At 58.4% G+C, this 21797-nt stretch carries 20 protein-coding genes; 18 read left to right on the plus strand and 2 right to left on the minus strand.

Annotated features, from left to right (window positions below):
* Window positions 1-101 precede the first annotated feature (101 nt).
* Genes AARI_RS16820 through AARI_RS16835 form a run of 4 tightly spaced genes read left to right on the plus strand, consistent with a single transcriptional unit; the run spans window position 102 to window position 4973 of the window.
* Window positions 102-1643: an ABC transporter substrate-binding protein gene (locus tag AARI_RS16820; RefSeq protein WP_013350440.1), complete on the plus strand. Its 1542-nt coding sequence runs from the start codon at window positions 102-104 to the stop codon at window positions 1641-1643.
* A 1-nt stretch (window position 1644) separates the two neighbouring features.
* The gene (locus tag AARI_RS16825) at window positions 1645-2598 is read left to right on the plus strand and encodes an ABC transporter permease (RefSeq protein WP_013350441.1); all 954 of its coding nucleotides are present in this window, start codon (window positions 1645-1647) and stop codon (window positions 2596-2598) included.
* Complete coding sequence (locus AARI_RS16830) at window positions 2591-3442, plus strand: ABC transporter permease (protein WP_041649130.1); 852 nt, start codon at window positions 2591-2593, stop codon at window positions 3440-3442. Before AARI_RS16825 ends, AARI_RS16830 begins: the two co-directional genes overlap by 8 nt.
* Window positions 3435-4973 carry an ABC transporter ATP-binding protein gene (locus AARI_RS16835; RefSeq protein WP_013350443.1) on the plus strand — a complete coding sequence of 513 codons (1539 nt, stop codon included), beginning with the start codon at window positions 3435-3437 and terminating at the stop codon, window positions 4971-4973. The genes AARI_RS16830 and AARI_RS16835 overlap by 8 nt, the downstream gene beginning before the upstream one ends.
* Before the next feature lie 303 nt (window positions 4974-5276).
* Here the strand turns inward: AARI_RS16835 and AARI_RS19870 are convergent, their stop codons facing one another.
* Window positions 5277-5462, minus strand: coding sequence for a hypothetical protein (locus AARI_RS19870; protein WP_013350444.1), 186 nt, complete (start codon window positions 5460-5462; stop codon window positions 5277-5279).
* A gap of 64 nt (window positions 5463-5526) precedes the next feature.
* Between AARI_RS19870 and AARI_RS16840 the strand changes: the two genes are divergently transcribed.
* From AARI_RS16840 to AARI_RS16885, 10 genes are all read left to right on the plus strand, one after another.
* Entirely contained in the window at window positions 5527-6288 is a 762-nt protein-coding gene (locus AARI_RS16840; RefSeq protein WP_013350445.1) for an IclR family transcriptional regulator, read from the plus strand.
* A 678-nt stretch (window positions 6289-6966) separates the two neighbouring features.
* Window positions 6967-7956: a dihydroorotate dehydrogenase gene (locus tag AARI_RS16845; protein WP_013350446.1), complete on the plus strand. Its 990-nt coding sequence runs from the start codon at window positions 6967-6969 to the stop codon at window positions 7954-7956.
* A complete protein-coding gene (locus AARI_RS16850; RefSeq protein WP_013350447.1) occupies window positions 7953-9227 on the plus strand; it encodes an MFS transporter in 1275 nt (424 codons plus the stop codon). Before AARI_RS16845 ends, AARI_RS16850 begins: the two co-directional genes overlap by 4 nt.
* 58 nt (window positions 9228-9285) lie before the next feature.
* On the plus strand, window positions 9286-9813 hold the full coding sequence (locus tag AARI_RS18835; protein WP_013350448.1) for a hypothetical protein: 528 nt from the start codon (window positions 9286-9288) through the stop codon (window positions 9811-9813).
* Complete coding sequence (locus tag AARI_RS16860) at window positions 9806-10309, plus strand: hypothetical protein (RefSeq protein WP_013350449.1); 504 nt, start codon at window positions 9806-9808, stop codon at window positions 10307-10309. Before AARI_RS18835 ends, AARI_RS16860 begins: the two co-directional genes overlap by 8 nt.
* Entirely contained in the window at window positions 10290-11591 is a 1302-nt protein-coding gene (locus AARI_RS16865; protein ID WP_041649131.1) for a Zn-dependent hydrolase, read from the plus strand. Before AARI_RS16860 ends, AARI_RS16865 begins: the two co-directional genes overlap by 20 nt.
* Before the next feature lie 162 nt (window positions 11592-11753).
* Entirely contained in the window at window positions 11754-12500 is a 747-nt protein-coding gene (locus AARI_RS16870; protein ID WP_162094129.1) for an iron-sulfur cluster-binding protein, read from the plus strand.
* 44 nt (window positions 12501-12544) lie between these two features.
* Entirely contained in the window at window positions 12545-13822 is a 1278-nt protein-coding gene (locus AARI_RS16875; RefSeq protein WP_041650344.1) for a dihydroorotase, read from the plus strand.
* Entirely contained in the window at window positions 13809-15284 is a 1476-nt protein-coding gene (locus AARI_RS16880) for an aspartate ammonia-lyase (protein WP_231849407.1), read from the plus strand. The genes AARI_RS16875 and AARI_RS16880 overlap by 14 nt, the downstream gene beginning before the upstream one ends.
* A gap of 215 nt (window positions 15285-15499) precedes the next feature.
* Complete coding sequence (locus AARI_RS16885) at window positions 15500-16339, plus strand: transporter substrate-binding domain-containing protein (RefSeq protein WP_013350454.1); 840 nt, start codon at window positions 15500-15502, stop codon at window positions 16337-16339.
* Window positions 16340-16442: 103 nt separating this feature from the next.
* Here AARI_RS16885 and AARI_RS16890 read toward each other — a convergent pair whose 3' ends face one another.
* Window positions 16443-17216, minus strand: coding sequence for an SDR family NAD(P)-dependent oxidoreductase (locus tag AARI_RS16890; protein ID WP_013350455.1), 774 nt, complete (start codon window positions 17214-17216; stop codon window positions 16443-16445).
* A gap of 245 nt (window positions 17217-17461) precedes the next feature.
* On the opposite strand from AARI_RS16890, the gene AARI_RS16895 reads away from it, so the two are divergent.
* From AARI_RS16895 to AARI_RS16910, 4 genes are all read left to right on the plus strand, one after another.
* Entirely contained in the window at window positions 17462-18799 is a 1338-nt protein-coding gene (locus AARI_RS16895; RefSeq protein ID WP_013350456.1) for an MFS transporter, read from the plus strand.
* A gap of 53 nt (window positions 18800-18852) precedes the next feature.
* Window positions 18853-19737 carry a transketolase gene (locus tag AARI_RS16900; RefSeq protein ID WP_013350457.1) on the plus strand — a complete coding sequence of 295 codons (885 nt, stop codon included), beginning with the start codon at window positions 18853-18855 and terminating at the stop codon, window positions 19735-19737.
* On the plus strand, window positions 19738-20730 hold the full coding sequence (locus AARI_RS16905) for a transketolase family protein (RefSeq protein WP_013350458.1): 993 nt from the start codon (window positions 19738-19740) through the stop codon (window positions 20728-20730).
* 123 nt (window positions 20731-20853) lie between these two features.
* On the plus strand, window positions 20854-21516 hold the full coding sequence (locus AARI_RS16910) for a GntR family transcriptional regulator (RefSeq protein WP_013350459.1): 663 nt from the start codon (window positions 20854-20856) through the stop codon (window positions 21514-21516).
* Window positions 21517-21797 lie beyond the last annotated feature (281 nt).

Below are 21797 nucleotides of genomic sequence, written 5' to 3' on the forward strand. Positions count from 1 at the left end.
GGCAAGCTCACGACCTCAGGAAAACAGAGGTAATTAGGGTACGCTTACCAAGGCCCTAATGCATTAGATGCCAATTCATCACGTATTGCCGAAGGATTTCCATGAACCTTGGACGACTAAGCGCAGCCGCAGGATTTGCGGCCCTTGCCCTCGTACTGACATCTTGCAGCTCCACCGCTACTCCCTCCCCGGACGCAGCGGCAGACTCGGAGGCCCGCGTAGTCGTAGCGAACTTCCGTGCCCCAGTGTCCAACTGGGCCTTGGAAAGCGATGATGCCTATGTGCTCTCTATCGCCGGTTGCCTGGAAACCCTGTCAAAGTATGACCAGACCGAGAAGAAGGTTGAGCCGATGCTCGCCACTTCTTGGAAGCAAACCTCGGATACCGTGTGGGACTTCGAGCTGCGCAAGAACGTGAAGTTCCAGGATGGCACCGCATTTGATGCCAAAGCTGTGGCCGCGTCGCTGAATCATGTCCTTGAAGCCACTGCACCAGCACGTGCAGTGAACCCCAAGACCATCAAGAAGGTCGAGGCCGTTGATGCTGATACCGTTCGCGTCACCACCCCGTCCGCTGATCCGCTGCTCCCTTACCGGATGGCGAGCGTGAACGCTGGCGTGCTCTCCCCTGCCGCATACACCGATAAGGGCATTGACCCGATGAACCACTGCACCGGGCCCTTTGCCCCGGTCTCGGAAAAAGCCGGGCAGTCCCTGACCTTGGACCGCAATGAGAACTACTGGGACGGAGAGGTGAAGCTGGCTGGCGGCGAAATCCGCTACATCACCGAAGGCGCCACCCGAGCCACCCAGGTGCAGACCGGCGAGGCTGACATTTCCATGTCCATCCCGGCCACCAGCCTGGCTACCTTGGAAGCCGATGACAAGATCAGCGTGCTCAAGGCCGACTCGCCTCGCACCTCGACCCTGTACCTGAACAACTCGCGCGCTCCATTCGAGAACCTGGACCTGCGCAAGGCCGCCACCATGGCCTTGGACCTGCCGGCCATGGCCGCCAGCGTCTACGAAGGCGCTGCGCAGCCTGCCACCGGCCCCTTTGCCCCGAGCGAGCCTTGGGCCAACCCGGACCTGGCCGTACCGCAGGTGAATATCGAAGAAGCCAAGAAGCTGGTGGAAGCCTCCGGATACCAGCAGGACAAGCCGCTGGAAATCATTGCGATCACCGAACGCGCGGAGTTCGCCGGGGTGGGCTCCATCATCCAGGAGCAGTTCAAGCAGATCGGCTTGCAGGCCAACGTGGTGACCAAATCCTATGGCGCAGCCGAGCCCGATGTGCTGGCCGGCAAGTACGACATGATCCTCAGCCAGCGTAACCGGATGATCGACATCGCTGACCCGATCGGCTTCCTCCAGTCCGACTACAGCTGCGAGGGCGGCTACAATCTGAGCCACTACTGCAACAAGGACTACGACTTGCTGGTCGGCCAGGCACTGGTGGAGAAGGATGAAAGCAAGCGCCACGACCTGTACCGCAAGGCAGGCGATATCCTCGCCGATGACGCGGCGAACGTCTGGCTGGTCAACGAGCAGGCAATTGACGCCGTGGGAGCCAAGGTCCAGGGCTACGTCCAGGACCCGCTGACCCGATACGTGCTGACCAAGGATCTGGCGAAGACCAGCTAGCGTGCTTCCTCTAACCACCATGCTGCGCCGAGTCCTTGGACTCGGCGCAGCAGTTCTGCTTTCATCCTTCGCGGTATTCCTGGTCCCCTTTGTTTCTCCCGGGGACCCCGTGCGGTCCTTGCTGCGCGCACGCATGGATATCGGGGCTGCCGACGAGGCCACGGTGCAGGCCTACGCGCAGCAATTCGGCCTGCACGACCCGATGCTGGTGCAGTTCGGAAGGTGGCTGGGCCGGTTCGCCACCGGAGACATGGGCATCTCGCATATCAGCGGCACCCCGGTAGCCGACCAGGTGCTGCCAGCAATTGGCGTCACCCTGTCCTTGGCCGGCAGCGCCCTGGTGGTGGCCATCGCTGTGTCCATTGTCCTGGGAGTACTTTCGGCCACCCGTGCCGGGAGGTGGCCCGATAGGCTGATCACCTCGATAACCCATGCGCTGATCGCGATCCCCGAATACGCGCTGGCTCCGTTGCTGGTCCTGCTCTTCGCGGTGCGCTGGTCATTGCTTCCCTCGGCCGGTTTCGATTCCCCGGCCTCGTTGGTGCTCCCGGTCTTCATTCTGGCCTTGCGCCCCATCAGCTTTTTCACCGTAGCGGTGCGCTCGGGGGTGTGCCAGGCTTTGGACTCCGAGCATGTGCTGGCGGCCCGTGCCCGCGGGCTGAGCAGCACCCAAGCTTTGGTTCGCCATGTGGTTCCCCATGGATTGCTGCCGTTGTGGACCATGGTGGGTGTCTGGTTTGCCGGGTTGCTGGGCGGGTCGGTCATCGTGGAAGTCATCTTTGCCATTCCCGGCATGGGACGGTTGATCTTCGACTCCATCGTTGATGCTGATATCCCGGTAGCCCAGGGAGGCGTGGTGGTGGTAGTGACCTGTGCCGTGGTGGTGACCGGAATCGTTGACCTGGTGCACAAGATCAGTGATCCCAATGTGAGGATTGGTGTACGACATGGCTAGGAATCATTCCAAGGAAATCCTGCTTGCCCCTCCCGCATGCATTTTGCTGACGGTGGTCATCCTGACCATCGCCGCCCCGTGGATTTCCCCCTATGACCCTGATGCCCAGAGCTTGGCGGACCGGTTGCAGGGGCCCAACCTGTCCCACCTGCTGGGCACAGATGCCCTGGGCCGCGACACCTTGAGCCGGGTGCTGCACGGTGGCCGGTTCTCGCTGTCGGTAGCGCTGATCACCACGCTGTTCTCGCTGCTGGTTGGCACCGCACTGGGCCTGCTCAGCGCGCTGCGCGGCGGGTGGCTGGATGAGCTCTTCCTGCGCGTGAACGACTTGCTGCTTGCGCTGCCCGAAATCGTGATAGCGCTGCTGATCATCGCGGTCATGGGTCCCGGATTCTTCACCATGGTGCTTTCCGTGGGCGTTGTGGCGTGGACCCCCACCGCACGGTTGGTGCGTTCCATGGCGGCCCAGGCATTGAGCACCCACCATGTCGAAGCCTCCAAGCATGTGGGCGCTTCGCGCTGGTTCATCCTGCGCCACCACGTCCTGCCCTTCGTGGCTGGACCGGTGCTGGCACAGGCCGCATTGCGCTTCGGGCTGCTGCTCGTATTGCTCGGCTCATTGTCCTACTTGGGCATCGGTGTCCAGCCGCCGCAGTCGGACTGGGGCTCGATGCTGGCCGAGGCCCAGCCTCATGCAATCCGTTCCCCTTGGGGCTTGATTGCGCCGGGCGCCGCCATCTTCCTGATCAGTTTCTGCGTCACCCTGCTGGGCAATCGAATCACCCAGGTGCTGGGCGGGCAGGACGTGCTTGCTACCGAGGCCAAGGCGGAAGCCCATGACTAAAGAACTTGAATTCATTGATCTTTCGGTCAGCTCCGGCGATCAGCGATTGCTCTCCGAAGCGCGCGGTGCCCTGCGAGCCGGCGAATTGGTGGCGGTTGTCGGGCGTTCCGGTTCCGGCAAGACGCTGCTCACCAAGGCCATTATCGGCCTGCTGCCCCAGCAGCTGCGTGCTGAGGGGCAGATCCTGCTTGATGGCCAGCGCCTTGACCAGCAGGGCGAGAAGGCCATGGACCAGATCCGCGGACGGCGCATCAGCATGTTGTTCCAGCAGCCCAAGCGCGTGATGAACCCGCGGCTGACCATCCGCGCGCATCTGCTCGAAGCCCTTGGAGCCCACGGCTGGGGCAAAGCCCGCCAGCACGAGGAGCAGGTGCTGTCCCTGCTCGAAGAAGTAGGCCTGGCCCCCGCCAAGCAGATTGCCGGCAAGCGCCCGGACCAGCTCTCCGGCGGCATGGCCCAACGCGCCATGCTGGCCATCGCCCTGGCCGCTGACCCGGAGTTCATCCTGGCAGATGAACCGACTTCATCGCTGGATTCAATCCTCAAGTCCGAGGTGCTGCAATTGCTGCGCCGCAAGCAGCAGGAACGTGGCGTGGGCGTCCTGTTCATCACCCACGACATTGCCAGCATCCAGCACATTGCCGACCGCATCGTGGTAGTCAGCGACGGGCAGATTGTGGACCAGTGCCCCACCGCGCAGATCTTTTCCAAGGACCGCCACGCCAAGACACGCGAGCTGGTCGAGGCCAGCTTGCCTCCCCTGCGCACGCCACGAGCGAAGGATTCGCAATGCTTGCTGGAAGCGGTAGACGCGGGCAAGAACTACACGCGCCGCGCAAAGGGCCCTGCAGCATTGAAGCCCACGAGCTTGCGCCTGCACGGTGGCCAGGTCCTGGGAGTGGTAGGCCGTTCCGGCTCGGGCAAGAGCACCTTCGCCAGGCTGCTGGCCGGGTTGGAACAGCCAACGACCGGACGGATCATTCAAACGCACCATAATGGCGAAGCAACGCGGGTGCAGGTCATTGCCCAGGAACCGTACTCTTCCTTCGATCCCCGGCTTTCCATCCGCACTTCGATGAGCGCGGCAGTGCACCGGCTGCCGGCAATCCAGGCCGGGGAGCGCATGGCGCAAGCCATGGCCCAGGTGGGGCTGCCCGGGGAATTACTGGATCGCAGGCCGGGCCAGTGCTCAGGCGGCCAGCTCCAGCGGCTGGCTATCGCACGAGCGCTGCTGACCGACCCTCAGATTTTGATCTGCGATGAATCCACCTCGGCACTGGATTCGGTAGCCCAGCGCCACATCCTTGATCTGCTACTTAAGTTGCGCGACTCCATGGGGTTGAGCCTCGTGGTCATTTCCCACGACATGGACGTGATCCGCTATGCCAGCGATGACGTGGCCGTGTTCTACGAGGGCGAGCTGGTGGAGCATCGTCCGCTCTACGAGTTCCTGGGCAATGCGGAACACCAGCACAGCAAGGATCTCGTGGCTGCGCTGGATATCACTGCGGCGGTTCCTTCCGCCAGCTGATTTCCGCCGTCTGACAAAGGACGGATCTCCTTTGCCCTGACTTGGACCGCATATGGATTAATGGACTCTGACCGGCAGCTCACAAAAGAATCTTTCCAAAACCGACCGGAATTCCATTGCCTGACCTACCTGTTGCATAGTTCCTGCCGGGTTATGCGGCTCTATCCCAGATTTTCCAGCAACACCAAAGAACCTGTTTCAGAGGGGAGACGGAAGCCCGGCTGGTAGGAAGCCGAAACACACAAGGCCAGCAACAGCGGAAGTTGCTGGGCCAGCGACTATTCAGGTCCGAAAGCCGGAGGGTTAGCCGGAAATCCCGATCATGATGACAATAATTCTTGCCATGTCGATGAATGCGGGAACCGAGTTCATCCAGACCAGCTGGACGGTTTTGATCCCGAACTTCTTCTTCCGCGCGATAACGTCCTGGGCGAGGCCTGCATGTGCAGGTAACGCATTAAGAACCACTCTGGGATCGTGGAATTTCATAATAGTTGCCCCATACCCGCTACAGTGGAAACCACCTTTCCGGTGGACGGTAACGGAGGAAGACATGCAGGTAGTGGTCCGATCACTCGAAGTACTGAGGATCTTGGCACGATCCCCGAAGGGAATGACTCTTGGGGAAATCAGCGATCGGCTCGACCTGCCCGTCGCCAGTGCGCACAGAACAGCGGCAGTGCTCGAACGCGAGCGATTCATTACGCGTTCCGCCACCAATAGGCGTTATTTTCTGGGTCCGGCTGTCTTAGAGCTTGTCCAGTCAGATTACTCTCGCGAATCTCCACTCGTGACCGCGCATAAGGCGGTCGCAGAAGCAAGCAGGCTCAGCGGCGAAACTGTCTTCCTTTCAGAGTTCTCCGGCGACAAAGTCGTGTGTCTTGCGCTGTCCGAATCCAGATATCCTTTGCGTCTCTATGTACGAGTAGGGCAGACGATGCCATTACATGCTGCCGCAGCCGCGCGCACGCTGCTAGCGTGGCAGCAGCCAGAAACCGTGCAGAAATTGCTGTCAAATTCCGAGCTGACTCCATTTACGCCCGACACCCCTAGCACGATTAATGCGGTAATGGATCATTTGGCGGCCATCAGAGCCACGGGCTATGACATTTGCGAGTCGGAACTGGACGAGAACGTTTGGGCAGTTTCCGCGCCAGTTAGATCCTCCACTGGCCAAGTTGTCGCTTCAATAACCCTGGCTTCGCCGACGCAGCGAATGGCACGAGCCGATATTCGAGATGAGGCTGTACGGCTCACTTTGGCCGCTGCGCATGAAATGGCATCCGATCTGGGCTATGAAGAACCAGAGACCTAGGCATTAGAGAACAGCCCCTATCACGCTGCAGGATTTCCGTATATCGCTCGAATCGCTTGCCGCACACGCAGTTCATCCTGCCCATTTTGGAAACGCGGATCAAGTATTCCGTCGTGACTGGTTAATGGAATCTGCGTTGGGCCAACCGCCAACACCGCAGGTCTTCCCTCTCCTGAGCGCACGGTTATTGCGAACAGAAACGATTTGGGCTCTCAGGGTCATCTGCGTTGCTCCACGCGATCACTTCCGGGAATCCATTCCTGCCTCGAACCCGATGCATCCACCCCTAGAAACGGGAGCTCCTCCGCTTCTCATGCTCTCGGTAAATCATTCGTGCACTATGACCTCAGCACCTTTATATGAAATGGCATCGTTCACTAGCAGCCCTCGCCCGCAAGCATGCAGGCTTCTTTGCGTCATAATTCGGTCAAATTTGATGATCCAAAGACCATATTTGTCAAAGTTTTTTTAATCATCATTTTCCACTTCGCATGCCAAAAATCCGTTTGTGTTTTCACCTAGCGGATGAAATGGAAACTTCATCACCCGTTGCGTAGAATTCAGTGAAATGCCGTTCATTCAGCGTCGAAATCAACGAAGATCGGGATCTTGACAGGTACTTGTGATGCACCTCATGCTTGTCATAAGTTCACGTCACGGATTAAGGGATTTTGCCAAATGGAAAATGAGGTTTTACTCGACAGCCCGTCGAGCTGCGAAAAGAAGCACGCGACTGATGCTGGGGCGGATTTATCAATCGCCCTGGGCGAGCTTTCTCTGGCTAATCCGATCATGCCGGCATCGGGTTGCTTCGGACCTGAGCTTGCTCCGTTCCTCGCTTTCGACCAGCTTGGAGCGGTGGTGACCAAAACAGTCTTTTCAGTGCATCGAGCCGGGAATCCAGCCCATCGATTGACTGAAACGGAATTTGGAATGCTCAACAGTGTGGGTATTCCAAGTCTGGGCAGCGAGGGGTTTAGAAATGGGCTTCTCAAGGAATACCAGGCTAGCGGAACTCGCGTTGTAGTCAGCATTGGTGGCCTCTTCACCCAAGAGTATTTCACGGTTGCCGAGGAGCTGGGCCAGGAAGACGTCGACGCTTTCGAGGTGAATGTTTCATGTCCAAATTTGGAACATGATGGCTTGCCGATCGGAACCTCTCCCGACCGAGTTTTCGAAGTGATTCAGGGAATCCGCAAACATACTGATCATCCCTTATTCGTCAAGCTCACCCCCACGGTCAACTCGATAGGAGAAATAGCAAAAGCTGCGGAAGATGCTGGTGCAACTGCGGTAACTGTAGCTAACAGCTTTTCGGGTCTAGCTATCGACGCCCCGCGGCGGAAAAGCGTATTGGGCAGTGGAGCCGGCGGATACACCGGCCCGGCCGTCAAGCCCTTGGCACTGAAGTTAGTGCGGGATGCTGCGCAGGCAGTCACCATTCCTGTCATCGGATGCGGCGGAATCACCACATCGCGGGACGTTGCTGAATTCATGATCGCAGGTGCGACTGCAATTCAGGTAGGGACAGCAACATTTACGCGGCCCACGGCAATGGGTGAAATTCTTGCTGGATTAGATGCTCTTTGCCACCAATTGAAGGTTTCCAAGCTCTCGGATCTAATCGGAACCCTTGACACCCCTATTCCCTCCCGGAGGCTAGCATGACAAATAATCACCTGACTTCTGATCTCAAAGCGAGGCGAGGCAAGTCGTCCAACAGAACGGACGAGGAACGCTACGGACGCAAGGCCGTCTTCGCTTCCGCCATCGGCTACGGACTAGATGGTTTCGATCTCTTGATCCTCAGCTTTGCCTTGTCGGGAATTATCGCAACTTTCGGGCTTACGGACATTGAAGCAGGGTCTCTTCACACTATTACCTTGCTGGGCGCGGTTCTGGGAGGCATTGTCTTTGGCGTTTTGGCCGACAGGTTTGGCCGCGTAAAGATGTTGACCTACTCGGTAGTGCTCTTTGCGCTCTTTACGGGTTTGTCAGCCGTTGCCACTGGATTCGCGGATCTTGCGGCATACCGATTCATTGCAGGCATAGGTATCGGCGGTGAATTCGGCATTGGCATGACGCTAGCGGCAGAAGCCGTGCCAGCGAAGATGCGTGCTCGCGCTACTTCCTGGGTGGCGATCGGTTTCCAATTCGGTGTACTCGCCGCCGCCATACTTTCGGCACCTGTCATCAGCGTATTTGGCTGGCGCGGACTTTTCGTTATCGGAGCCGTCCCCGCGATCGTCGCAATCGTCCTGCGAAAGCGCTTGCACGAACCCCCGAAATTCCTCGAAAAAGTCCACAATGATGGTCAGAACTCGCAAACTAAGGCCAAGTCCAACCCATTGCGTCTGCTAGTAGGCAGCAAGAAAGCTGTACGGATCACGCTAGCCATGATCATCCTGACGTCTGTTCAGAATTTTGGATATTTCGGAATCATGAGTTGGCTTCCTCGATACCTTAATACGCAGTTCAACCTCAATTTGATGAGTTCTTCCATTTGGACGGCAGTAACCGTTGTTGGCATGATGTCCGGAATCCTCGTCTTCGGCCAACTAGCTGATCGAATTGGCCGACGCAAGACTTTCTGGATATTCCAAATTGGCGCGGCAGTTTCCGTTCTAGCCTACAGCCAGATGACCGACGCAACCTTGCTGCTCATAGGCGGCTTCGTCATGGGTGCCTTTGCCAATGGCATGCTCGGCGGCTATGGCGCTCTCATGGCCGAGTTGTATCCAACTGAGGCTCGGGCCACCGCACAGAATGTTCTATTCAACATCGGCCGCGGTATCGGTGGTTTTGCCCCAATCGTGATCGCACTCATCGCATCCCAGTACGGTTTCGCTTTCGCTCTGGGGCTTCTGCCAGCAATCTATCTTCTTGCTTTCCTCACCATGTTCCTCGTCCCCGAACGCAGCGGAGCAGAACTCAACTAAGCCCGACAGGCCGCAAGTGCATGCGGCATTCTTCGCGCCCTCAGGCAAAGGAAAACCAATGACCACGCTCTCAACAACTACTCCGCCAGAAATTGTCCAAGACAGCTCCGAGCAGCGGCTGGATCTATTGGCCGATTTGAAAGCCCTGCGACCAACCGAAGGAGACCTGCCGGACGCTCGCTTGGCCCTTCATCGTCCAGCAATATTACGACGTCTCGCGGAATCCCTTGCTGCCCGTATTCCTGCAGGCGTTGACCGTCTCGTAGCCCAGTCAGGGACAGATGCCATTCTCGCCACTGCGGTATCGCTGCACAGCGGCATCGCCTTCGCACTGGTAGATCTCGCTAACCCCGAGATCTTAGGAGAAATGCACCGATCTGAACGAACTCTACTTATCGGATTCGAACTGGACGCAAATACGCCTGGCCTCCTAGCCATCCTCCAGGCATCCGGAACAGCGCCGGAAATGAGCTTGCACGTTCTCGATACCCGGTACTCGCAGACAGCATCTCCGGACTTGACTACCCACACGCTGTTCGACTTCACTGAACTCTCACACCCTATCCAGGAGAGACACCATGACTGACAACACCGCAAGCATTCTCGAATTCGCACACACCCTCGCCCAACCAGCTGAGGCCAGCAAGATGACCTCTGTCCAAGCACCCACCGTCGCTGAACTTCTGGGAAAGGAACTGGCATCGGCCTTGGGTTCCTCCCCTATCTCCACAGTGGTGGTCTGGGACCAGATCGAGTCTGCAGTTCTTGGCCACGTCGTGGCCCGGGAACTGGATGCTGAATTAATTTACGCCTTCTCAGTTGAGGGTTCACTCGGCCTGTCCGCAGAGCTCCGCTCCGATTCACGAGTGGCCCTGATCAGCTACGACTGGTCCGAGCTCCATGGCCTAAGCGCTTTGGCCAGTTTCGTAGAGTCAAAGGGAGCAACAGTCCTCAGCGTCGGCTCGGTCATTTCTGAACCCAATCTAGAAATCGCAGCCGGAATCAAAACGCATGCCCTAACCGGCAGCCAACTTGAAATACCAGACTCATTAAAGGAACAACATGTCGTCGACAACGGCTGAAACAACTGGAGCCCTTTCGGAGTTCGCCGCTGAGCGGGTCCAATCGCACATTGAGGCATTTGCTTCCGTGTGCGAACCCGCCAGCGGTCCCGGGATCACCCGGCTGGGCTACAGCGCCCTAGAACGCAAGGCCCACGAAATCTTCCAGTCCTATATGGCGGGCCTAGGCTTAGAGGTAAGCACTGACGCTGCAGGGAATTCAATAGCGGAATTACCGGGCCAGGATCCTTCGCTACCCGCCATAGGTACTGGCTCCCACCTTGACAGCGTCCCGAATGGTGGCGCCTTCGACGGCATCGCCGGCGTCGTAGCCGCGATGGAAGTTGCCAGAACGTTGAGCACGGCAAGTCAACCGCCGCGCCACCCCATCCGATTCGTGGCTTTCGCCGCAGAAGAGGGAGCCAGATTCGGCCAAGCCTGCACCGGAAGCCGTATCATATCCGGACTGACCAAGGCCAGGGATCTGCCGGCATTATTGGATCAGGACGGAATTAGTGTCGCTCAGGCCATGGCGGCCCTCGGTATCGATCCTCTTGCAGTTGAGAAAGCCCAATGGAATCCAGACGACTGGGCCGGTTTCATAGAGCTGCATATCGAGCAAGGAAGCGTGCTCACCGACGCCGGCATGCCAATCGGAGTCGTTGACCTGATCTCCGGAAGCACGCGCATTAAAATCGAGATCAAGGGGCGTGCTTCGCACACAGGCGGAACCCCGATGCACCTTCGTGCAGATGCTCTAGCGGCAGCCTCCGAAATCGTGCTGGCGGCAGAGTCCCTTGCAAACGACCCAGGTCACCACGGGACACGCATCACGGTCGGAAAGATGGACGTATTCCCGGGTTCGATAACCACTATCCCGGGAGAATGCCAGCTTCACATTGACGTGAGGGATACGGACCCCGCGCGCCAACGCGTGTCCACATCAGAATTGATTTCACGTGCATACGATATCGCGAGTTCCCGGAAAACCGAGATCAATGTTGAAATACTCGCAGATGCTTCTCCAGTGATTCTGCCCATTGCGATCCGCAACGCAATTACGACTTCAGCAGCATCACAAGGTATTGAGTATCGGGTAATGCCCTCAGGGGCCAGCCACGACACCCAGATGATCAACCATGTTTGCCCTAGCGGAATGATCTTTGTCCCCAGCCAGAACCATGGTGTAAGCCATTCACCGGACGAGCTGACAACCTATTCTGATCTTGCCGTAGGCATCGATCTCCTCACAGTGAGCTTGCGAGAGCTCGATAGTTCCCTCAACACCCAAAATTCCCACTAGGAGCTTGCCATGTCCACAACTTCTAACGTGCCCGTGCTCAGCCCGGACAATGCTCCCTGCGCCGACGGCTGGGAACTGGCCAAATTGCCACGCAAACCACGCCCACGAGCCACCGCCGGTCATTATCAGGTCATAGACCATCGTCCGCTCGGGGACCGCTACATGGCCCTCACGCTGCATGCCCCCGCTATAGCCGAGTCTGCTCAACCAGGCCAATTTCTGATGTTGACCGCTGCCCGCAAGGGTGAAGCCACGCCTGCTTTGCCACGACCCATGGCAATTTACTCTACCGACGATGACAGCGGAAATATCGAAGTTTTCTATGGCGTTGTCGGATCTGGCACAGAACGGCTTAAATCCTTCCGAGTGAGCGAGGAAATGTTCGTTGTCGGCCCCTTGGGCCGGGCATTTGAAATCGAAGAGAATGTACAGCGCGTTTTGCTTATCGGACGGGGAATCGGCACCTGCTCATTGACCACCGTCGCGCAGCATAACGCCAAGCGGAATCTCCAGATCACAGCAGTGACCAGTGCAAGAGACTCTACGGCATTGATTGGCGCGGATTTCTACCGGGACAATGGCGCAAAGGTATATGAAGTTACCGATGTCGAAGGCACAAGCACACCAGAAGCGCTATTTGCCACGCTTACCTCTGATCTTGATTCCAATCCCCCACAGGTCATCATGACTTGTGGTTCAGAAAGACTCACGAAGTTGTGTGAAGCCCTGGCTTCCCGTTGGGATGCGAAAATCCAAGTCTCTGTGGAGGCCCATATGGCCTGCGGCTTGGGCTACTGCCACGGATGCGCTTCAGGGGCTCGCAGTGAAGGAGATGAAAGCCCTCTGATCTGCAACGATGGTCCCGTTTTCTCTTGGACCCCGGTTTCCCCAGAATTGCAGGTCCCATGAAAACGGCCGCTGCACACTGGAGCATCGGCTCATCCCTCGGCGACATGATTCTCACCGGCGTCCTTCCCTATGGTGGCCCGCCAGCTGATGTCCTGATTTCTGATGGAAAGTTCGTTTCTTTCGTTTCCCAGGATCAAGCTCGCAATCCAGAGGCCCAGGTAGTGGATTGCCAAGGACTGATCATGATGCCAGGATTCGTCGACCTCCACACCCATCTCAGAGAACCCGGCGGTGAAGCGGCTGAGACCATCTCGACCGGAACACGCTCGGCGACGGCAGGAGGCTACACCGACGTGTTCGCGATGGCCAATACCGATCCTGTCACGGATTCAGCTGAGCGCGTTCGGAACCTAGTCGCATTAGCCAACCTCCATGGTGCGTGCCGTGTACATCCGGTTGGCGCCCTGACGAAAAACTTGGAAGGAAATGAATCCGCTCCCTACGCAGAAATGGCCGCCGCCGGAGCACACATTTTTTCAGATGATGGCCGATGCCTTGACAACGCCAATCTCACTCGCCAGGGACTTCAAGCTGTTGCCGCATTTGGCGGAGTTCTTGCTCAGCATGCCCAAAGCGCCGATTTGGCAGGTCAAGGACAGATCAATGCCGGTCCAGCTGCCCAATCGACTGGGATTCCGGCGTGGCTGGGAGTTGCCGAAGAAACGATTATCGCCAGGGATGCCATCCTGGCCGCAGAAACCGGTGCCCATTTGCACGTTTGCCATATATCGACGCGTCGATCAGCAGACATAGTCCGCTGGGCAAAATCGCAAGGTTGGCCGGTTACCGCTGAGGTCACCCCGCATCATCTGTTGCTCTCCGATGAGCTGGCAGCTCTTGCAGATACCCGTTACAAGGTCAACCCGCCTTTGCGCTCAGTGGATGACGTGCTGGCCTTGCGCGCGGCGTTGCTGGACGGAACCATTGATGCTGTCGCCACTGATCATGCCCCGCACACTGCGGAAACAAAAGCCAGAAACTGGTGCGATGCTCCCTTCGGAATGACTGGACTCGAGACCGCACTGTCCGTTGTTGCCAAAGTGCTAGAGGATGCAGAACATCTGGATTGGAATCTCGTCGCAGCTGTCATGTCTGAGGCGCCGGCGCGGATAGGCGGTATCAGCGAATTCGCAGGGCGCCCGCTAGCCGTCGGAGAACCTGCCTCATTCTGCCTAATTGAAGATCAGCAGTGGACAGTAACTTCTGAAAACCGGTATTCGAAGTCCGATAATAATCCCTTCCGGGGAAATAGTTTCCGCTACAAAGTTGTAGCGACTGCCCTCGAAGGTCGCCTAGTCCACCTCGCGAATGAAAGCCGTTGACATCACCATGCCACTAATTAGCGCTTCCCATGCAGGTTCCAGAATCGAACACGATCTCATTGGAAACTACGCAATCCCCAGCTATGCGTACTACGGTGTGCACACGGCCCGTGCCGCCGAGAACTTCCAGCTCAGCGGATCGGTGCTCAGTTCGCAGCCCGTCTTCATTGCTGCTCTGGCCGCCGTTAAGCAGGCCGCCGCGATCGCAAATAAAGCCACCGGGCAGCTGAGTGCTGAGAAGGCAGATGCAATCATCTTGGCTTGTGACGAAATACGCTCAGGAAAGTTACACGACCAGTTCATCGTAGACATGATCCAAGGCGGTGCTGGGACTTCGACAAATATGAATGCCAACGAGGTTGTCGCCAACCGGGCTTTGGAACATCTTGGCTACAAAAGGGGCCAATACGAGTTCCTTCATCCGCTCCAAGACGTAAACATGGGTCAGAGTACGAATGATGTGTTCCCGACAGCGCTCAAGCTTGCGTTGGACAACCATATTCTCAGTCTCCTGGAGAGTTTGGCCCACTTGAGACGTGCATTGCAACGGAAAGCGGAAGAGTTCGCCAACGTCATCAAAATGGGCCGAACGCAGCTCCAAGATGCAGTACCGATGACACTTGGACAAGAATTCTTGGCCTATGCAGTAACTCTTGGTGAAGACGAGGCCCGGCTCCGCGAAGGACGCTTGCTGTTGCACGAGTTGAATCTCGGGGGCACTGCCATCGGTACCGAGCTGAACGCTCACCCAGAATACCGTGCACATGCAATCGACGCGCTTAGATCAGCTACCGGGATCGATAGCCTGGTATCGGCTGCCAATCTTGTCGAAGCAACTTCAGACGTTGGAGTCTTCGTTCAGCTGTCTGGGATCCTGAAGCGTGTCGCGGTCAAATTATCCAAAACGTGCAACGATCTCAGGCTTCTGTCCTCAGGGCCACGTTCCGGGTTCAATGAAATCAATCTGCCAGCAAGGCAGGCTGGTTCGAGCATAATGCCCGGTAAAGTGAACCCTGTTATCCCGGAAGCGGTTAACCAGGTGGCTTTCGAAGTAATCGGTAACGATGTCACCGTGACATTGGCAGCCGAAAGCGGACAGCTCCAGCTCAATGCCTTCGAACCAATAATCGCCAGGGCACTCTTTGCGAATTTGCAGCAACTCGGTGCCGCTAGTCGAATGCTGGCAGATAAATGCATCGATGGAATCACTGCTAACAAAGAGTTCCTCGAACAACGCGTTACTGAGTCGATCGGGCTGGTTACTGCTCTCAGCCCACGAATCGGTTACGAGAATGCAACACGTATCGCTCAAGAAGCCCTGATCACTGGGCAAGGAGTGACCGAGTTGGTACTATCATCAGGGCTGCTAACTCAGCAGGAACTTGCGATTGTGCTGTCGGAGATGCTTACCGGTGCGGGGAGGCAATTCCAAGAAGGCCAATCCGCAGAAGCCACATTGTAGTCCGCATGCAATTCAGCGACGTTGGCGAGATGAAGCGCATTTCGCCGACGTCGCGTCGAAAGGGTCTAGCTTGAGCAACCGATATAAGACGAACACCGTCTGTGTCTCCTGTCGCTAGCTTGATCAGTACTCCGTTTCACCCACGTATTTGGGGAATTCACGAAACGGACTTGACTCTTGCACCCTGACTTGGACGGCTTATAGATTGATGGACTATGACCGACAGTTCACAGAAGAATCCGTCCATTACCCGCCGGTTGCCGTTGCTGGTCCTATGCGCAGCCTTGTTCCTTTCAAGCTGTTCGGCTCCAGCCCCGGAATCCGGCGACGTCCAGAAGCCAGTTTCCGACAGCACCAGGCTGGATAGCGTTGTTGAAACCGGAACGTTGAAGGTCTGCACCACCGGCGACTACCGTCCGTTCACCTACCTCGACCCGGATTCCGGGGAATGGTCGGGAATCGACATCACGATGGCGAAAAATCTTGCCGAGACCATGGGCGTCGAACCAGAGTTCATCCAGACCTCGTGGAAAGACTTGATGCCGGACTTCCTCTCCAAGTGCGATATGGCAGTAGGCGGGGTTTCCATTTCCATGGAACGTGCCCAGCAGGCCTACTACAGCGAAGCCACGCTGGACGAGGGCAAGACGCCAATCACCCTGTGCGAGAACGTGGAGAAGTACGACACGATCAAGGAAATCAACCAGCCCGGGGTCCGTTCCATCACCCCGATCGGCGGTACCAACGAGAAGTTCGCCGATGCGAATTATCCCGACGGTGAGATCATCCGCTTCGAGGACAACAACAAGATCTTCGATGAGATCATTGCCGGGCGTGCCGACGTGATGACCACCGATGCCTCCGAAACTCGGTGGGTGGCCAACGAGCACCCCGAGCTGTGTGCGGTGCACCCGGATAAGCCGTTCAATTTCTCCCAGAAGGCCTATCTGCTGCCGCTGGGCGATGACGAGTTCCAGGAGTACGTGAACCAGTGGCTGAACATGGCCAAAAACGATGGGACGCTCGCGGCTGCCGAGAAGCCCTGGTTCGGCTAACGGCCGCCAGAACATGACAATAAGCCAGTGGCCACGCCTCGAACTCTTCGGAGCGTGGCCACTGGCTTCTTCTTTTCCTTGAACTTGCCCGGACCCAGAACTGCTAATGCATGTGGCTGCCACCATTGATGTCAATGGTGGTGCCGGTCAGGTAGGAAGCACCTTCGGATGCCAGGAAGCCGATGACCGATGCGACTTCTCCAGTGGTTGCGGTGCGCCCAATGGGGATCCCCGCGGCAATGGCCGCTTCCTGCTCGTCGGTGCTGCCAACACGGATGTTGGTATCCACAGCGCCTGGTGCAATCGCGTTGACGGTGACGCCGCTAGCCGAGATCTCACGGGCCAGCGCCTTGGTGAAACCGAGGATTGCCGCTTTCGCTGAGGAATAAGGGACCTTGCCGAAGACTCCGCCGCCACGTTGGGCTGACACGGAAGACATGTTGATTACTCGTCCCCATCCACTCTCGATCATTTCCGGCAGGAATGCCTTGGTGACCAGGTACGTGCCCGTGGCGTTGACGTTCATGATCTTGTTCCAGATATCCAAAGTCGTATCCAGGAAATCCACCGGGGAGGTAATTCCCGCGATATTCACTACGGCGCCGGCAGGAGGCAGCTCCCCCGCGGCGACGCGGGCTGCCACTGCCGCTTGTGCGGTGGCGACCGAGGACTCGTCGGCAACGTCGATCTCGTGGCCGAATGCCGGCACGCCAAATTCTTCTGCAATCTCCGCGGCTACGCGCTCGGATGCGGAGTGGTCCAGATCCAGAATCGCTATTCCCCAGCCTTCCCGGGCCAAGTGCCGGGCGGTTTCGATGCCGATCCCCTGTGGCGAGGTGGCACCGGTCAGTACTGCAGTGCGCTGGATTTGATTCATAGGATTCCTGCTTTCAATACGGCTCGCCCGAACAACGATGAGGCGAACTTGGTGGTTGCGGCGCGCTGCCCTGGGCGAGAGCACCAGAAGTTTGTGGTGCACACCACGATAGTTTTGTTTACTGTTGACAGTCAACTGTTAAATTTCTTCTTGACAGGACTTGTGTCGACACTCACACTGCTATTAGTGTTGACTGTCAACAATGAAAGTTGCCCGCATCCCACAACTCACGAAGGGAGCCACCCATGAGCAGTGAAGCTCTAGAAATGCGTGGCCCGATCCACGGCACCAAGGACGCCAAGCGCGTCGCCATAGGCTCCAGCGTTGGCGCCACCATCGAAACCTACGATTTCATCGGCTTCGGCACCGCGGCCGCCCTGTATTTCGGCCACGCGTTCTTCCCGGGCACCGATCCGCTGCTCGGAACGCTGGCATCCTTCGCCACCTTGGGCGTAGGCTTCGCCGCCCGGCCCCTCGGCGGAATTATCGGCGGCCATCTCGGTGACAAAATCGGGCGCAAGCCGGTGCTTGTCACTTCGCTGATCGTCATGGGCCTGGCCACTTTCTTCATCGGTTTGCTGCCCACCTATGAGCAAGTTGGCGTGCTGGCTCCAGCACTCCTGGTTTTTGTGCGCATCGTCCAAGGACTGGCCTTCGGCGCCGAATGGGGCGGGGCAATCCTGATGACCTATGAACACGCACCATGGATGCAAAAGGGCAGGTTCACCGGGATCGTCCAGTCCGGATTCCCGGTAGGGTTGCTGCTGGCCAATCTGGTGTTCCTGCTCAGCGTGCAACTGCCTGGCGACTGGGGCTGGCGTGTTCCGTTCCTTGCCAGCCTCCTGCTGGTCATCGTTGGATTGGTCATCCGCTCGAAGGTCCCGGAGTCGCCTGTGTTCGACGATGTCAAAAACTCAGGGCAGATCGTCAAGTCGCCGATTATGGATGTTATCCGCACCGACTGGCGCAATATCCTGCGCGGCATCGGGCTGCGCATTGCCGAGACCGCAGGCTACGCGGTCTCCATCACCTACATGATCTCCTACCTGCACACCACCGGCTTGGCGGCGAACTGGCAGACGCTGACCGCCTTGAGCATCGCCGCGGCCGTTGGCATCTTCGCGACCTACCGCTGGGGCAGGCTCACCGACCGCGTCGGACGGCGCACCGTCTACCTATTCGCTTGCGCCTTTGCCGCGCTCTTCGGCATTCCGATGTTCCTGATGGTCAACACTGGCTCGTTCCTGATGATCATTGCCACGATCGTGATCTCCTACGCAATCTGCCAGAACTCCATGGCCGGCGCCCAGGGTGCCTGGATCCCAGAGCTCTTCCAGGCCAAGACCCGCTCTTCCGGCGCATCGCTGGCCTACCAGATCTCAGCCATGGTTTCAGGTTTCACGCCATTCATCACCACCTTGCTCTTCATGCAGTTCGGCTGGATGGGCCCGGCCGCGCTCTTCATCAGCTACGCGCTGATCGGCTTGTGGGCGGCATTAGCCACCAAGGAAACCTGGGGCGCACGCGAACGGCGTCTCGCCGACCAGGCCATCGCCGCGAATCCGCAGAAAAGCTGCGTCTGACCCCGGGCAGCAACCCCGGACACCGACCCGTTGAATTCCTGAAAGGACTTCCCATGGCAATTGCAGCCACCGACAACCAGACGCTGAATTTGGGCCAGCGCACCGAAAGGGTCCGCGACGCCGCCTACCGCATCCGCCACCACTCGCTGAACATGGGCGAGGTGCAGGGCCAAGGATATGTAGGTCAAGCATTGGGCGCTGCGGACATGTTCGCGGCCGTCTACGCGGACCAGCTGGACTTCCGTCCGGCAGAACCGGACTGGGAGGACCGCGATCGCTTCCTGCTTTCCACCGGCCACTACGCCATCGGCTTCTATGCCGCACTGGCCGAAGCGGGCATCATTCCGGTCGAGGAGCTGGAAACCTACGGTTCGGATGACTCAAGGCTTCCGATGTCCGGAATGTCCACCTACACCCCCGGCATGGAAATCTCCGGAGGCTCCCTGGGCCACGGCCTGTCCGTCGCGGTGGGCATGGCCCTGGGACTGCGCCACCAGAACAGGACCCAGCGGGTGATCAATTTCCTTTCCGATGGCGAACTGGATGAAGGCTCCACCTGGGAAGCGGCCATGGGTGCCGCCCACCACCAGCTCGGCCAGCTGACCGCCATGGTGGACATCAATGCCCTGCAGGCCGATGGCGCGACCGCCGGCGTGCTGCGCACGGAACCGGTCACCGAGAAATGGGAAGCCTTCGGCTGGTACGCCCAGCGGATCAACGGCAATGACCCGCGAGCGCTGCTGCAGGCCTTCGACAACATCGCGGCCCAAGCGGCCCTCGCCTCGCGCCCCTCGGTCATCCTGTGCGACACCAAGGTAGGCCGCGGCGTTCCGCTGCTGGAAAACCGCGAGAAAGCCCACTTCATGCGCATTGAAGACAACGAATGGCAGATCTGCCGCGACCAACTCACCGAAGGCTTCGAAGGGAGCAACTCCTAAATGTCTGCCACCGCTAAACCACGGCTGAAAACCTCGGCCATGATTGCCTCCTTCGCGGAGCCCGGCCAGAAGACCGCGCCAGCGCCTTTCGGCCATGCCCTGGCCAAGGCGGCCGAGCAGGATCCGCGCATCGTGGGCCTGACTGCCGATCTGGGCAAGTACACGGATATGCACATCTTCGCCCAGCAGCATCCCGAGCGCTTCTTCCAGATGGGCATGGCCGAGCAGCTGCTGTTCGGGGCCGCCGCGGGCTTCGCCGAAACCGGCATGATCCCCTTTGCTTCCACCTATTCGGTGTTCGCGGCCCGGCGGGCCTATGACTTCCTGTGCCTGGATATCGCCGAGCCGAACCTCAATGTGAATATCGTGGGCGGCCTGCCCGGGCTGACCACCGGCTATGGCCCGAGCCACCAGGCCACCGAGGACATTGCCATCTTCCGCGGGATGCCGAACCTGACCATCGTGGATCCCTGCGATTCGGTGGACATCGAGCAATCGGTGCCGCAGCTAGCGGCTTGCGAAGGGCCAACCTACCTGCGCCTGCTGCGCGGCAAGGTGCCTACCGTCCTGGATGAATACGACTACAGCTTCGAATTGGGCAAGGCAAAAGTACTACGCGGTGGACGTGACGTCGTCTTCGTCTCCAGCGGCCTGATGACCATGCGCGCGCTGGACGCCGCGAAGGAACTGGCCAAGCACAACGTGGATGTTTCGGTGGTGCACTCCCCCACAATCAAGCCCTTCGACTCGGAAACAGTCCTGAAGGAGGTCAGCGGGGACCGCCTGGTGGTCACACTGGAGAACCACTCGGTCATCGGCGGGTTGTTCGAGACCCTGGCTTCCACCATGATCCGCGGCGGGGTTTCCTCTAAGGTCATTCCCATCGGCCTGCCCGATGAATTCTTGAACGCAGGCGCGTTGCCGACACTCCATGACCGCTACGGGTTGTCGATCAGCGCGATTGTGTCCAAGGTCCTGGCAGCGCTTAGCTAGATCTGCCTCGATCATCTTGCTGATTCGTCTTGGGAGGGTGCAGTGCTCGCACTGCACCCTCCCAAGGCGCTAAAATCAACAGTTAACAATCGACAGTTGAATTCCAATCCCTAGGGGTGCTCCATGGCCATCGCCGATTCTTCCTTGGTAGGCCTTCGCAAGAAGAGCCTGCGCGAGCAGGCCCTGATTGCGTTGCGCCGTGCCATCACCACCGGCGAATTGCAGCAGGGAACCCACCTGGTGGAAACCGAGCTGTCTGCGTCCATGCAGATCAGCCGGGGCACCTTGCGCGAAGCCTTGCGCCAGCTGGAGCAGGAGGGATTGGTGTCCGCCGGAGAACGCGGACGACTGTCCGTTCGCCACCTGGACAACAAGGAAATCCAAGACATCTTCGCGGTGCGCGCCTCGCTGGAAACCCTGGCGGCCACGACGCTGCTGCAGCGCGAAGACCTTACCGATGCGCTCGCGCAGCTGCGCGCCGCGGTCAGCACCATGGAGCAACTCGCGGGCCATGAAATCGAGGAGCGGATCGAAGCGGATCTCGAGTTCCACCGCACCCTGTGCCGGCTGTCCGAGAATGACACCCTGCTGCATGCCTGGGAGCAGCTTGAGGGCTCCATCCGCATGTCCATCATGTTCGGCGGCTACGAACGCGGGGTGCGCAATATGGATGTCGCACGCCATTTCAAGCTGGTGGACACCATCGAGGCTGGCGACAGCGCCGCAGTGAGCTCGGAAATCTCCGAGCATATGCGCATTGCCGCCGAAACCCTGATGGGCTCGTAGGAATCTTCTGCGGTCTGCCCATCTCGCTCCTCGAGGTGTTTGTGTTACGCCTCGATGCGGCGGGGCCCAACCGGACTTGTACCGGTTACGGGGATACGGTCTGGGAAAGCTGGATCGGTCATCGAACAAAGCGTTCAGTCGCCCCTGACAATGACGCCGGACGGGAACGTTGATCCGCGCCTTTTTCCACGTGCTGCCCCTCGACTGGTTACGTCGCCACCACGAACCACCAAGCGGAAAGTGATAGCAACACGGATCCTTACTATCATTTTCTAAGAAAG

The organism is Glutamicibacter arilaitensis Re117, from assembly GCF_000197735.1.
In the GTDB taxonomy this organism is placed as follows: domain Bacteria; phylum Actinomycetota; class Actinomycetes; order Actinomycetales; family Micrococcaceae; genus Glutamicibacter; species Glutamicibacter arilaitensis.